At 39.8% G+C, this 13,241-nt stretch carries 14 protein-coding genes and 12 tRNA genes; 25 read left to right on the top strand and 1 reads right to left on the bottom strand.

The genetic code is table 11. The features are described from left to right. Positions 1 to 45: 45 nt before the first annotated feature. The 12 genes from J2S78_RS11825 (at position 46) to J2S78_RS11770 (ending at position 10,529) form a co-directional block, all read left to right on the top strand. A complete protein-coding gene (locus J2S78_RS11825) occupies positions 46 to 1,071 on the top strand; it encodes a LolA family protein (protein WP_306898808.1) in 1,026 nt (341 codons plus the stop codon). Between the two features lie 138 nt (positions 1,072 to 1,209). Beyond that, positions 1,210 to 2,346 (top strand): alanine racemase, encoded by a 1,137-nt coding sequence (gene alr / locus J2S78_RS11820; protein WP_306898806.1) that lies wholly within the window; start codon positions 1,210 to 1,212, stop codon positions 2,344 to 2,346. Between the two features lie 102 nt (positions 2,347 to 2,448). Continuing rightward, positions 2,449 to 2,730: a CopG family ribbon-helix-helix protein gene (locus tag J2S78_RS11815; RefSeq protein WP_306898804.1), complete on the top strand. Its 282-nt coding sequence runs from the start codon at positions 2,449 to 2,451 to the stop codon at positions 2,728 to 2,730. Between the two features lie 307 nt (positions 2,731 to 3,037). Beyond that, on the top strand, positions 3,038 to 3,856 hold the full coding sequence (gene rsbRA, locus J2S78_RS11810) for an RsbT co-antagonist protein RsbRA (protein WP_306898802.1): 819 nt from the start codon (positions 3,038 to 3,040) through the stop codon (positions 3,854 to 3,856). Positions 3,857 to 3,901: 45 nt separating this feature from the next. Beyond that, complete coding sequence (locus J2S78_RS11805) at positions 3,902 to 4,258, top strand: STAS domain-containing protein (RefSeq protein ID WP_306898801.1); 357 nt, start codon at positions 3,902 to 3,904, stop codon at positions 4,256 to 4,258. 3 nt (positions 4,259 to 4,261) lie between these two features. Further along, positions 4,262 to 4,675: an anti-sigma regulatory factor gene (locus J2S78_RS11800; RefSeq protein ID WP_306898800.1), complete on the top strand. Its 414-nt coding sequence runs from the start codon at positions 4,262 to 4,264 to the stop codon at positions 4,673 to 4,675. Between the two features lie 15 nt (positions 4,676 to 4,690). After that, positions 4,691 to 5,704, top strand: coding sequence for a PP2C family protein-serine/threonine phosphatase (locus J2S78_RS11795; RefSeq protein WP_306898798.1), 1,014 nt, complete (start codon positions 4,691 to 4,693; stop codon positions 5,702 to 5,704). 116 nt (positions 5,705 to 5,820) lie between these two features. Next, positions 5,821 to 6,147, top strand: coding sequence for an STAS domain-containing protein (locus tag J2S78_RS11790; protein ID WP_125562560.1), 327 nt, complete (start codon positions 5,821 to 5,823; stop codon positions 6,145 to 6,147). Next, entirely contained in the window at positions 6,147 to 6,635 is a 489-nt protein-coding gene (rsbW, locus tag J2S78_RS11785) for an anti-sigma B factor RsbW (RefSeq protein ID WP_125562580.1), read from the top strand. The genes J2S78_RS11790 and rsbW overlap by 1 nt, the downstream gene beginning before the upstream one ends. Continuing rightward, complete coding sequence (gene sigB, locus J2S78_RS11780) at positions 6,601 to 7,401, top strand: RNA polymerase sigma factor SigB (RefSeq protein ID WP_306899586.1); 801 nt, start codon at positions 6,601 to 6,603, stop codon at positions 7,399 to 7,401. The genes rsbW and sigB overlap by 35 nt, the downstream gene beginning before the upstream one ends. Next, positions 7,402 to 8,004: a PP2C family serine/threonine-protein phosphatase gene (locus J2S78_RS11775; protein ID WP_306898795.1), complete on the top strand. Its 603-nt coding sequence runs from the start codon at positions 7,402 to 7,404 to the stop codon at positions 8,002 to 8,004. A 335-nt stretch (positions 8,005 to 8,339) separates the two neighbouring features. Further along, a complete protein-coding gene (locus tag J2S78_RS11770) occupies positions 8,340 to 10,529 on the top strand; it encodes a Tex family protein (RefSeq protein ID WP_370871564.1) in 2,190 nt (729 codons plus the stop codon). A gap of 22 nt (positions 10,530 to 10,551) precedes the next feature. On the opposite strand, the gene cmpA is transcribed toward J2S78_RS11770, so the two are convergent. Further along, positions 10,552 to 10,683 carry a cortex morphogenetic protein CmpA gene (gene cmpA / locus J2S78_RS11765; RefSeq protein WP_125562554.1) on the bottom strand — a complete coding sequence of 44 codons (132 nt, stop codon included), beginning with the start codon at positions 10,681 to 10,683 and terminating at the stop codon, positions 10,552 to 10,554. Between the two features lie 105 nt (positions 10,684 to 10,788). Here cmpA and J2S78_RS11760 point away from each other — a divergent pair, with 105 nt between their 5' ends. The 13 genes from J2S78_RS11760 to J2S78_RS11700 all read left to right on the top strand — a co-directional run bounded on the left by J2S78_RS11760 (position 10,789) and on the right by J2S78_RS11700 (position 13,025). After that, positions 10,789 to 11,238 carry a SprT family protein gene (locus tag J2S78_RS11760; RefSeq protein ID WP_306898793.1) on the top strand — a complete coding sequence of 150 codons (450 nt, stop codon included), beginning with the start codon at positions 10,789 to 10,791 and terminating at the stop codon, positions 11,236 to 11,238. Between the two features lie 177 nt (positions 11,239 to 11,415). Then, a tRNA-Asn gene (locus J2S78_RS11755) sits at positions 11,416 to 11,490 on the top strand. Position 11,491: 1 nt separating this feature from the next. After that, positions 11,492 to 11,582: transfer RNA gene (locus J2S78_RS11750), tRNA-Ser, on the top strand. Between the two features lie 11 nt (positions 11,583 to 11,593). Further along, positions 11,594 to 11,668: transfer RNA gene (locus J2S78_RS11745), tRNA-Glu, on the top strand. A 1-nt stretch (position 11,669) separates the two neighbouring features. Continuing rightward, a tRNA-Val gene (locus tag J2S78_RS11740) sits at positions 11,670 to 11,745 on the top strand. A 329-nt stretch (positions 11,746 to 12,074) separates the two neighbouring features. Continuing rightward, positions 12,075 to 12,150 (top strand) — tRNA-Asp (locus J2S78_RS11735). Positions 12,151 to 12,316: 166 nt separating this feature from the next. After that, positions 12,317 to 12,391: transfer RNA gene (locus J2S78_RS11730), tRNA-Gln, on the top strand. Between the two features lie 6 nt (positions 12,392 to 12,397). Next, a tRNA-Leu gene (locus tag J2S78_RS11725) sits at positions 12,398 to 12,481 on the top strand. 24 nt (positions 12,482 to 12,505) lie between these two features. Continuing rightward, positions 12,506 to 12,592: transfer RNA gene (locus tag J2S78_RS11720), tRNA-Leu, on the top strand. Positions 12,593 to 12,600: 8 nt separating this feature from the next. Further along, positions 12,601 to 12,677, top strand: a tRNA-Arg gene (locus tag J2S78_RS11715). Positions 12,678 to 12,723: 46 nt separating this feature from the next. Next, positions 12,724 to 12,800, top strand: a tRNA-Pro gene (locus tag J2S78_RS11710). 6 nt (positions 12,801 to 12,806) lie between these two features. Continuing rightward, positions 12,807 to 12,880: transfer RNA gene (locus J2S78_RS11705), tRNA-Gly, on the top strand. Between the two features lie 68 nt (positions 12,881 to 12,948). Then, positions 12,949 to 13,025 (top strand) — tRNA-Ile (locus tag J2S78_RS11700). Positions 13,026 to 13,241: the final 216 nt, after the last annotated feature.

Genomic DNA, 13,241 nt, shown 5'->3' with positions numbered 1-13,241 from the left:
TTCCCTCCTTTGTCGTTATTTTAAGGACAAAGGAGAAATGATATCGTGCGCAAAATAGTATGGCTTAGCAGTTTGTTCTTTTTGCTTCTATTACTCGGAGCCTGCGGTGAAAAATCTCAAGAAGAAGTCGTTCAGGATTTAGATAATAAACTGCAGGATATGACTGGTTACAAAGGTAAAGCTTCTATGACTTTAGAAACAGGGGAAGAACCACGAACGTATGATGTTGATATTTGGCATTTGCAAAACGAAACGAACAAGTATTACAAAGTTGACCTTAAAAATGAAGAGGAAGAACAAAATCAAATGATTATTAGAAATGATGACGGTGTGTTCGTATTGACACCGGCACTCAATAAAAGCTTTCGTTTCCAAAGCGACTGGCCAAACAACAACAGTCAAGTCTATTTGTATGAATCTTTAATTTCGGACATATTAATGGATGCAGAACGAACATTTGCCATTCATGAAGACACTTATGTTTTTGAAACAAAAACGAACTACCAGAATAAAAATCTTCATCATCAGGAAATCGTACTAGATTCCAAGTCATTGCGTCCCGAAACGGTCAAAATTTATGATTCCGATTATAAGTTGTTGGTATCCGTTGAATTCTCTGATTTTGAAGAAGATGCGACATTTGATGAAAATGATTTCGATACAGATAAAAATATGACAGCGGCTAACCTGGGAGAAGTTCCGGCTTCTACAGAAGAAGAGCCTGCCAATTTTGATGTAGTGTACCCGACATTTGAACCACAAGGAACGGAGCTTTCAGACACAGAGGAAACCATGACGGAAACAGGGAAAAAAGTAGTATTATCCTATACAGGTGATAAATCGTTTACTATTATTGAAAAAGCTGAACAAGTCGAGCCGGCAATGGCTAGTGTAGACGTTGGGGCCGGAGAACCTGTGAATTTAGATTTCGCTGTTGGTGCGCAAACTGATGATTCGTTGACATGGACGAATGAAGGAGTAGAGTATTTCCTTGCATCGAATAATTTAACGATGGAAGAAATGGCAGCAGTTGCAAGGTCAATGAATCATTCGACAGAATCTGTAAAATAATTAGGCCAGCCTCAAAAGACATTGATTCTTTTGGGGTTTTGCTTTTTATTATCTCTTCTGGTGAATTGACATTTTTGGTATTCCCTATAATAATCAACATAGACAATAGTGGCATCAAGAAAAATAGGGGAAGATATTATGGCTTATAAACAAACTTCATACAGAGATACGTGGATAGACGTTGACTTAGAAAATATTAAATATAATATAGAAGAAGTAAAAAAACAGTTTTTACAAACGATGCATGTGATGGCTGTAGTGAAAGCAGATGGATATGGACATGGTGCCATACAAACGGCCCAAGCCGCGTTGGAAGCAGGAGCGGCGTTTTTAGGAGTAGCTTTGCTTGAAGAAGCTTTAGAATTACGAGAGGCGGGTATTTCTGCGCCTATTTTAGTGTTGGGGAGAATCAATCCGGAATACGCGGAGATCGCACAAGCGAATAACATCAGCTTAACGGTATTTCAACGGGATTGGCTACAAGAGGCAGCGCCCTTTTTATCGGAGGAGGACACGCTTAAGATTCACATGAAAGTGGATACTGGCATGGGAAGAATCGGGATGAAGACTGACCAAGAAATTCTTACTTTCATCAAAGAATTAGGGGCTTATCCATCGATTCAACCGGAAGGTATTTTCACTCATTTTGCAACTGCTGACGAAATAGATAATTCTTATTTCGACGAACAATATCGACGTTTTTTGCAAATTATCGGTCTGCTGAATAGTAGTCTTGGTCCTTTGCCTTATATTCATTGCGGAAATAGTGCAACGGGCCTTAGATTTCCAGATAAATGTTTTAATATGTTTCGGTTTGGAATATCGATGTATGGATTAACCCCATCTGAAGAAATCATGAAAGAACTTCCATTTTCACTAAAGGAAGCCTTTTCTTTGCACAGTCGAATTGTTCAGGTGAAAAAGTGTGCGCCTGGAGAAAGTATTAGTTACGGTGCGACCTACACGACAACCGAGGAAGAATGGATAGCAACGGTTCCTATCGGTTATGCAGATGGGTGGTATCGATACCACTCCTCCAACAACGGGGAAGTGCTGGTAAACGGAAAAAGAGCTCCGATTGTAGGTCGAATTTGTATGGATCAAATGATGATTAAACTGCCGGAAGATACACCAGTCGGTACAAAAGTAACACTAATCGGAGAACAAGGCCAAGACAGCATTTCGGTTTTGGAGACAGCTCGGCGTCTAGATACGATAACGTATGAAATTCCATGCATGATAAGTGCTCGTGTGCCCCGTCGATATAAAATGTGACAAATATTTCTTCTGTCAAAACGGTCTTTGCAAACTGTAGGACGACATGCTATTATAAGATTAGTTCGATAGAGAAGCAGGCGTAAGCTGGAGGTGTGCGGAGTGTCTCAAAGAAACACTAAGCAAATTGAAGTCAGTCTTCCTGAGGTTCTGTTGCGTGAATTAGATAGAATTGTCGAAAATGATAACATGAACCGGGATGATTTTATTTATCAGGCCACAGAATTGTATCTCAGGGAGCGCCAAAAAAGAAGGAATCGTGAATCTATGCAGCAAGGCTACATGGAGATGGCTAATATTAATTTAAATATAGCTTCCGAATCTTTTCTCGCCGAAGAAGAAGCAGAACACTCTTTGGATAATAGACTTGTCAGTGGAGTTTGACTATTAGAGCAAGTATCACGGTATCTAAGTTTTCCGTGGAATTATATCTTTATTTTTTTAGAAAAAAAGATACGATTAAAAGTTGCTGAACACATTTTTGTGTATAGCAACTTTTTTTATTTTGAATCGGCGTATGCGTTCCTTGAGCAGGCATTGAAAAATATAACGTCGAAAGAAATAATGTTTTGTTTGCGCAGGTCAAAAAGTCATGAAATAATAGAAGAAGTATCTATGTAGTTTTTTATATGGCAAAATATTTAGCATTTTGTCGCCATGTTATGAATAAGGTCATGGAGGAGTTTGAAATATGAAACCGTCTGTCATTGAGATGATATATAGTCAGCATGATGAAATTATAAGACAATGGAAGAACGAAGTAACCGAATTAAATCAGTTTGACAGTACTTTACCCACAAATTGGTTTCATGAAACGAATGAAGAGTTTGTGAATTTGATTATGGGCACATTGGAGTTAGAAGAAAACGAAGCTAAAGAACAATTTCGTTCATTTGCGGAAAGGTTAATGAATGCAGGGTGGCCGTTAAGTTACTTCACAAAGGGCATGCAGTTATTTCGTCGTGTTTTGGTACAAATGCTTACTAGCGATGAAAGTTTTGAATCAGAAAAGGTATTTGAGACGTTAAATGAAGTAGAAAAGTGGGTGGACGGTGTCATAAATCAATTAGTTGATGAGTACACCGGATCCTGGGAGAATACACTTCACCTTCAAAAACTTGCATTAAAAGAACTATCTGCTCCGTTAATCCCTGTTTTTGAAAAAATAAGTGTAATGCCTTTGGTTGGAACGATTGATACTGAACGAGCAAAATTAATTATGGAAAATCTATTAGAAGGTATCATTGAACACCGGTCTCAAGTTGTGTTGATAGATATTACAGGTGTGCCCGTAGTGGACACGATGGTTGCACACCATATCATTCAAGCGTCCGAAGCGGTCCGCTTGGTTGGGGCAGAATGTATCTTAGTTGGAATTCGTCCTGAAATAGCTCAAACGATTATAAATCTCGGAATTGATTTAAGGAAATTCCCAACCAAAAGCACTCTTCGCAAAGGTATAGAAACTGGATTAGAATTAACACAAAGAAAAATTATAAGTACTTCATAACACTTAGTGCTCGAAATGATGAATATAGATCGGAGGGCTGCGAGCATGCGCATTCCAATTTTAAAATTAAAGAATTATTTACTAATATCTGTACAGGTTGATTTGGACGACCAAACTGCTCTTCAATTCCAAGAAGACCTTTTAAACAAAATACATCAAGAAGGCTCATTTGGAGTAGTAATAGACCTGACATCTGTAGAAATGATCGATTCTTTTATAGCGAAAGTTTTGGGCGACGTAGTGGAGATGTCGAATTTAATGGGGGCGAAAGTAGTTCTTACTGGTATCCAGCCTGGAGTGGCTATTACATTGATCGATATGGGTATCGTGCTTGATGAGGTACCAACTGCCCTAGACTTAGAACAGGGGTTAGATAAACTTCAGCAGGAATTGGAGGCGTGATTAATGAGTGTTCAATCCAATGTTGAAGTTCATAGTGAGTGGGGAATTGTGTCAGCGCGACAAGCAGGACGAAATTTAGCGAAAGAGCTGGGGTTTGGCGGAGTCGATCAAGCAAGGTTTACGACAGCTATTTCCGAGCTTGCAAGAAACATATACTTATATGCCGAACAAGGTGAAATTATCATTGAGACTGTAGAAAATTCAAGAATAACAGGTGTCCAGCGCGGATTAAAAATTACCGCGAGGGACCGTGGCCCAGGCATAAAGAGTATTAGGGAAGTGATGGAAGATGGTTACACTACTTCCGGTGGACTTGGAGCAGGACTTCCAGGTGTCAAAAGATTAATGGATGAGTTTGATATTGATTCTGTGACTGGAGAAGGAACAGAAATAACTGCAATTAAATGGCTTCGTTAAGATGGGGGGATTAGGTTGGCTGATTCTTATAGCTTCATGCAAGAACAATACACTAAAATATTAAAAACATATTTGGAAGAAAAAAATGAAATAGGATTGTATCAAGCTCAACAATTCAGCAAAAAAGTATTGGAAAACCAGATATCCCCGGAAGAAGTCGTGAGTCTGCATATTGAGGCACTCGAACATTTTTTTCCGGATTTGCCTCAAGGTGCACGTGACTCTTTTGACTTTTTGATAGAGATTATGATGGGGTATGGCATGGCCTACCGGGAACATCAGATTTTAAGGGACAAACAAAAAGAATTAGAATCGGAAATAAATGTTGCTGCCAGCATGCAGCAAACATTTCTTCCTGATGAGATTCCGGAAATGGATACATTGGATGTAGGAGTTATTAGCGTACCTGCATCCAAAATGAGTGGAGATTATTACCATTTCGTGAAAGATGATAATGACTGTATTGGTGTCGCTATTGCTGATATCATTGGGAAAGGTGTCCCTGCGGCATTATGTATGTCGATGATTAAATACGCCATGGACAGCTTGCCGGAGCAACGATTACAACCGGGAGCTCTGTTGGAGAATTTAAATAGAGTGGTAGAGCAAAACGTAGCATCAAATATGTTTATCACAATGATGTATGGATCCTATGATTCTCGTGTACATCATTTTTATTATTCTGGTGCAGGACACGAACCTGGGTTTTATTATAATAAGGCGGAGGATTCGTTTGAAGAATTATATGCCAAAGGTCTTGTACTTGGGCTTAATAGAGACACGCAATTTAGAGAGTATCACAAAAAAGTAGAACCGGGAGATTTTATCGTCTTGTTATCGGACGGGGTTACTGAATGTAGAACGGATGATGGCTTCATTGAAAGAGAAGAAATCACCCGCCTGATTCGCCAATATAGTGATTTGTCTGCCCAGGAAATCGTTGATAATGTGTTTTACCAACTAGAAAAACTACAAGGATTTCGACTAAGAGATGATTTTTCTTTAATTATTTTAAGAAGAAAGGTTTAAACACAAGAATGTATGGGAAAAAACAAGCCAGAGTAATTATAATTTGTTAGAATAATCGTAAGTCAAAAGTAACGATTAACCATATACTTTGTGTTTATTTTTTAGGAGGTACTATCATGAACTTGGATATTCGTACGGAAGAAAAGGAAGATTACAACCTTCTTCACGTTAGCGGAGAAGTAGATGCATACACAGCGTCGCAGCTGAGAGAGTCTCTACTTCCTTTAACAGAAAAAGAAGGAGCAAGTGTTATCGTAGATTTATCAAATGTTGATTATATTGACAGTACCGGGCTTGGAATTTTTATCGGTGCATTGAAATCATCCAATCACTACAATGGAACGCTTCGGTTAGTTGGTTTGAATGCACGGGTTAAAAGGTTATTCTCTATAACTGGATTAGATGAAGTGATGGACATCGAAGAAGAGGAGGAAGCTCAGTGATGGATAAAGAAGTATTAGATCATGTAGAAATGAAAATTCCTGCAAGAGCGGAGTATGTCGGTGTCGCAAGGTTAACGATATCTGGTATCGCGAGTCGGTCCGGTTATTCTTATGATGATATTGAAGATTTGAAAATTGCTGTTGCAGAAGCATGCACTAATGTTGTGGACCACGCCTATGATGAAGGTGGGTACATGGGTTTGTTTTGTGACCTTTATCAGGACAAGATTGAAATTGTTGTTTCGGATCGAGGACAAAGTTTTCATTTAGAAGATATTAAAAAAGAAGTTGGCCCGATTGACAGCGCGAAGCCGATTGAGGACTTGAAGGAAGGGGGGCTAGGACTCTTTCTAATTGATTCTCTGATGGACAAAGTAGAGATCAACGGGGAAACTGGCGTTGCGATAGTGATGACGAAGTTCCTGCAAAGAGATGGGAGGGAACAAGATGCCAATGGAGTCCCAGCACCAACAAACGCACAAAAATAATCAAGATACTAAGAACGAATACGTTTATGAATGGATAGCTCAATTTCAAGAAAACCCTACGGAAGAAATTCAGACGAAATTAGTTCAACATTATGACCAGCTCGTTCATTCGTTAGCGCGAAAGTTTTCCCGAGGACAAGATCACGATGAGGATTTGTATCAAGTGGGAATGATAGGTTTGCTTGCAGCTCTAAGAAGATTCGATAATTCGTATAATAGAAGTTTTGAATCTTTTGCTGTACCTACCATTGTCGGTGAAATTAAACGTTTCATAAGAGATAAGACATGGAGTGTTCATGTTCCGAGGAGAATTAAAGAACTTGGTCCTCGTATTAAAAAGTCGGTAGAAGATTTAACAAATGATTTGCAGCGCTCTCCACAAGTTAATGAGATTGCCATTTACTTAGGTGTGAGTGAAGAAGAAGTTTTAGAAACGATGGAAATGGGAAAAAGCTACCAATCCCTTTCAGTTGATCGTTCCATAGAAGCGGATCAAGAAGGTAGTGCTGTAACGTTACTTGACTTAGTGGGGTCGACCGAAGAAGGATATGAAAAAACCGATCAACAGATGTTACTAGAGAAAGCCTTTGTTGTATTGACCGACCGGGAAAAAGAAATTCTTCAGTGCACTTACTTTGACAATTTAAGCCAAAAAGAAACGGGCGAACAGCTTGGAATCTCTCAAATGCATGTATCTCGTCTACAGCGACGGGCTTTGCAGAAACTAAGGGATTCGATAAGAGTGGAGCCATCGGAGTGTCTGTAAATGATTAATAACAAAACGCATTCAAAAGTTGAGATATCTGCCTTTCAACAAGTGAAACAAGGAAACAAACGATGTGGGGACGATTATGTTACGATAGAAACGGACTCGTCTTTTATTTGTGCTTTGGCTGATGGTCTTGGAAGTGGTGAAGGTGCCCATTGTTCGGCAAATATCGCGATGGAAGTTGTGAAAGATTATTATGACGAAGATGTTTCGCTTATCTTAGATAAGTGTAACCAAGCACTTATTCATGAGAGAGGCGTTGTCATTACAATATTAAAGTTTTATTTTGACACGAATGAAATTATCTATGGCAATATCGGTAACGTTGAAACCTTTCTTTTTTCAAAGGAAGGGGAAATGAGACGTCCTATCCCTGTTCCCGGCTATTTATGCGGTCGTAAATTTCGATATAGATTGGAACGATTCCCTATGTGTGATGGGAGTTATTTTGTACTGCATTCGGATGGAATGACAATCTCAAGAACCGATCAAGAAAGTATAAGACATTCGGAATGTCCGAATACATCTATCCAACAAATAGCGCAAAAGGCCCAAAAGAAAAATGATGATATTACAGTTGTTGTAGGTCATATGACGTAAGAGCCCTGAAAAGTGGCTCTTTTTTTATTTATAGAATTCGTGCAATTTTTGGGGCGAACCTTCAGCAAGAGCCGATGACGGACGAATCCAATAGGAAAAGCATTAGGCTGAGGCGATGCCCGTGGGGAAAGAAGCATATTCTAAAAATGCGGCTCCACATTGCAATATGTAAAAGTACATATGGTGCGGTTTCCACGTTTAGCGCAAGTGCCCAGCCATTCGGTTTTTCTTATTTAATGGCGTAAACTCTTGTTCGTATTTCCTTTTTATTTCGTGTTATATTATAAGAAGTAATTTTCTCCTGTGCACATTAAGGGAAAGGGGCAACAACTTAAATGAAAACAGCTGATACAAAGACAGAAGAACTTTTAATGGATAACATAACGAAAGATTTGCAGTTACCTAAAACATCCGTTCATAATATTATTCAATTGCTCGATGAAGGAAATACGGTGCCATTTATTGCCCGGTACCGTAAAGAACAAAGTGGTGAAGCGGATGAAATACAAATACGTGCTGTTCAGGAAGCATGGGAATACGGAAAACAATTAACAGAAAGAAAGCAAGAAGTACTTCGGTTGATTAACGAACAAGGCAAATTAACGGAGGAATTACGAGAATCTATTGAGAGTTCCGTTAAGTTGCAAGAGGTGGAAGATCTATACCGTCCGTATCGCCAAAAACGGAGAACACGAGCAACTATGGCAAAGGAAAAAGGACTCGAACCTTTAGCTGAATTTATTTTTGGACAGCCAAGAGAAGCAGATATTGAACAAGAAGCGGATCGTTATGTATCGGAGGAGCATGAGTTACATACAAGGGAAGATGTTTTGCAAGGAGCATTAGATATTATTGCAGAATGGGTATCGGATGATGCTGAAATTCGTAAAAGAATTCGAACGATGACTTTTCAACAAGGGAGCATGGCCTCCAGCAAAAAATCAAAAGCAGAAGATGAACAAGGTATATATGAAATGTATTACGAATACGAAGAACCTATTCGAAAGGTACCGTCTCACAGAATACTTGCGATGAATAGAGGCGAAAAAGAAGGTGTCCTGAAAATATCTGTGGAGACATTGGAAGAACCGATTTTCTCTTTTCTCGAGAAATATGTAATAAAACGTTTTGGTTCACCGGCGGTGCCATTTTTAAAAAAGGCTTATGAAGACGCTTATAAACGTCTCATTGCTCCTGCTATTGAAAGAGAATTACGAAAAGAATTAACGGAGAAAGCAGAAGAACAAGCGATTCATATTTTTTCGGAAAACCTTAAGAATTTATTATTGCAGCCGCCTGTGAAAGGGAAGGTTGTTTTAGGGATGGATCCTGCCTACCGGACGGGTTGTAAACTTGCTGTTGTTGATGAAACAGGAAAAATGATGGATATCGATGTCATTTACCCCGTTCCGCCTAAAAATGAAGTGGAAAAATCGAAAAAGAAAGTGAAGGAACTTATTCAAAAGCATGCAGTTGAAGTAATCGTGGTGGGAAACGGTACAGCATCAAGAGAAACAGAGCAGTTTGTTGCGGACGTTATTCCTGAACTTGATGCCGATGTATCTTATTTAATTGTTAATGAAGCGGGGGCTAGTGTATATTCAGCCTCTCCGCTTGCCCGTGAGGAGTTCCCTGATTTAGAGGTGGAAGAAAGAAGTGCCGTATCGATTGCACGGCGCCTGCAGGACCCATTGGCTGAACTCGTTAAAATTGACCCTAAATCAGTAGGGGTGGGGCAGTATCAGCATGATGTTTCGCAAGCAAAACTGAATGATTCGCTGAAATTTGTTGTAGAAACGGCTGTGAACCAAGTAGGTGTTAATGTTAACAGCGCGTCCTCCAGCCTTCTCCAATATGTAGCTGGTTTATCTAAATCAGTAGCTAATAATATTATTAAAGCAAGAAATGAGAAAGGTTCTTTTCAAACTCGCAAAGAATTACAAAACATTCCTAGATTAGGAGCAAAAACGTTTGAACAGGCAGCAGGTTTTTTGAGAATTCCAGAGGGAGATGAACCATTAGACAGGACAGCTATTCATCCAGAAAGTTATAAAGTGGCATGGGAACTTTTAAAGCAAATAGATGCTAGAACGGAAGAAGCAGGTACTGCCATTATTAATGAAAAATTCGAAAGCATGAATATACAAGAAACAGCAAAAGAACTTGATGTCGGAACTCCAACGTTAAAGGATATAATAGAAGATTTAAAACGTCCGAGCAGAGATCCGCGTGAGAACTTGCCGGCTCCAATCTTGAAAAAGGGTATTATGAGTATGGAGGATTTATCAAAAGGAATGGAACTCCAAGGTACAGTTAGAAATGTCGTTGATTTTGGGGCATTTATCGACATTGGTGTAAAACAAGATGGACTCGTTCATATATCCAAGTTGGCGTCGAGATTTATAAAACATCCGATGGAAGAAGTGTCAGTAGGAGATATTGTAAATGTATGGGTAGATGGTATAGATACGAAAAAAGGACGTATCGCTTTGACAATGATTCAGCCGGATGAACAAGTAGAATAGGTATAAAATGGGCGGGTGATTTCTAACTTTTATCACTCGCCAGGCTTTTTTGTTTAAATTTATAGTCAAACCAACATTGATTTAATACCCGGATTTCCCGGCGGTTTTTTTCAAAAAAAGCTTTTTCCATCTGTTTCATAAACCATCCAGGCATACATATAACCTCCTGTAATCAAGATGTAATGTTGAATATAGGTATCGTTACATTATTATATGATTCAAGGTTTGTCTGAATTGACAAAAAGGATTGGTGACTACAGTGGAAGAGGAAGAACTAAATCAATTGACACAAGATATATCAATAACATTTTTTAGAAAACCCTTTTTACATAAGACTGTATTTAATAACAGGCTGCGAACAACAGGTGGGAGATATATATTATCTACTCACCACATTGAAATAAACCCGAAGCATTATGAAAAATTCGGGAAAGATGAATTAGTGTCAATTTTAAAGCATGAACTTTGCCATTATCATTTACACCTTGAAGGAAAAGGGTACAGACATAAGGATAAAGATTTTAAAATACTGCTTCAAAAAGTGGGAGGGGCCCGCCATTGTCGAAGCATTCCAGAACAACGTAATGCACCTAAAAAGGTTCACTATTATCAATGTGAATCATGCGGAATTTATTATAAAAGGCGGCGTAAAATGGATACCACAAAATACGAGTGCGGAAAATGTAAAGGTAAGATAAAAAAATTATAATAATACCTTGACCAATTTTGAAAGGCTGTGTTACATTATAAAAGTCGCTTCAGACGAGAAGGACAACCAACAAAACAAATAAAAAGTAATTCCATTTAAAAAACTCATTGACATTACATACGATATTAGTTAGAATGAATTTTGTCGCTGAAAAGAAAGCGAACATTTTCAACACATTCCACAGTAGCTCAGTGGTAGAGCTATCGGCTGTTAACCGATCGGTCGCAGGTTCGAATCCTGCCTGTGGAGCCACGGAGAAGTACCCAAGTGGCTGAAGGGACACCCCTGCTAAGGGTGCAGGTCGCGTAAGCGGCGCGAGGGTTCAAATCCCTCCTTCTCCGCCATTGCTTATATCGGCCCGTTGGTCAAGTGGTTAAGACATCGCCCTTTCACGGCGGTATCAGGGGTTCGAATCCCCTACGGGTCACCATGGAGGGTTAGCTCAGCTGGGAGAGCATCTGCCTTACAAGCAGGAGGTCGGCGGTTCGACCCCGTCACCCTCCACCATAATTCTTTAAAATTTAGACTAGACACTACAAACAGGATTATGTTAAAATAGTGTTCGTCTCCTTAAAAAGATTAACGTGAAAATGAAACTTCAACGCTTTTTTGAAAAGAAGAAGCAAGAAGGTCGAGGAAACAAGCGAAGGAAAGAAAGGAGCGTACAGCAGTACGTGACTTGACAGATTCGCATTCGAACTTCAACGCTTTTTTGGAAAGAAGAAGCAAGAAGGTCGAGGAAACAAGTGAAGGAAGAAAGGAGCGTACAATAGTACGTGACTTGACTGACTGAGAGCAGTTGACGAAGAGATTCGCAGCTTATTCTTTACAAAAAAGGGCCTGTGGTGTAGCGGTTAACATGCCTGCCTGTCACGCAGGAGATCGCGGGTTCGATTCCCGTCAGGCCCGCCATTTTATTCAAAACAAACAAATGAACAGAACAATGTTCCCTGAAATTTTGCTAGAAGAAGTAAAAGAATTAAGGGAGCGGAAGAGAGAAGAGCGTACAACGGTACGTGACTTGATTAGATGAATGAAGTGAAACAAAAAATCACTTATTCTTCACAAGAAAATATAGTGGGCCATAGCCAAGCGGTAAGGCATCGGATTTTGATTCCGTGATGCGCTGGTTCGAATCCAGCTGGCCCAGCCATTCTATGCGGGTGTGGCGGAATTGGCAGACGCGCTAGACTTAGGATCTAGTGTCTCTGACGTGAGGGTTCAAGTCCCTCCGCCCGCACCAATAATTATAAAATCAATTGGCCTCGCGGTCGTGGCGGAATGGCAGACGCGCTAGGTTGAGGGCCTAGTGGGAGTTAATCCCGTGGAGGTTCGAGTCCTCTCGACCGCACCATTTCATATGCGCCCGTAGCTCAATTGGATAGAGCGTCTGACTACGGATCAGAAGGCTAGGGGTTCGACTCCTCTCGGGCGCACCAATATAAAAAATATATAGATGCATGGCAAAACATTATTCTATGAAAACGGGAAGTAGCTCAGCTTGGTAGAGCACTTGGTTTGGGACCAAGTGGTCGCAGGTTCAAATCCTGTCTTCCCGACCATTATTTGCGGGTGTAGTTTAGTGGTAAAACCTCAGCCTTCCAAGCTGATGTCGTGGGTTCGATTCCCATCACCCGCTCCATTTTTTATTTCTTTTTAAAAAACAAAGGCGCCATGCCTTTTTTTATGTCTTTTGAAAAGATAAAGAATGGGCCTGTAGCTCAGTTGGTCAGAGCGCACGCCTGATAAGCGTGAGGTCGGTGGTTCAAGTCCACTCAGGCCCACCATAAAAAATTGTTGACATGATATAGTTAACTTGTTAACATTGAATTCCTTGCTTAGAAAAAAGCAAAGTTGTTCTTTGAAAATTGAATGAAAGTCAAGCGTCTGTCAATTCAAGCAACAAATATCGATTCAATATTGATTGAATCAATCAGTTAGAATCAAACATCTTTTTATTGGAGAGTTTGATCCTGGCTCAGGACGAACGCTGGCGGCGTGCC

The sequence above is a fragment of the Salibacterium salarium genome, from assembly GCF_030813635.1.
GTDB lineage: Bacteria > Bacillota > Bacilli > Bacillales > Marinococcaceae > Salibacterium > Salibacterium salarium.
This window is presented reverse-complemented; position numbering and strand designations above follow the sequence as displayed.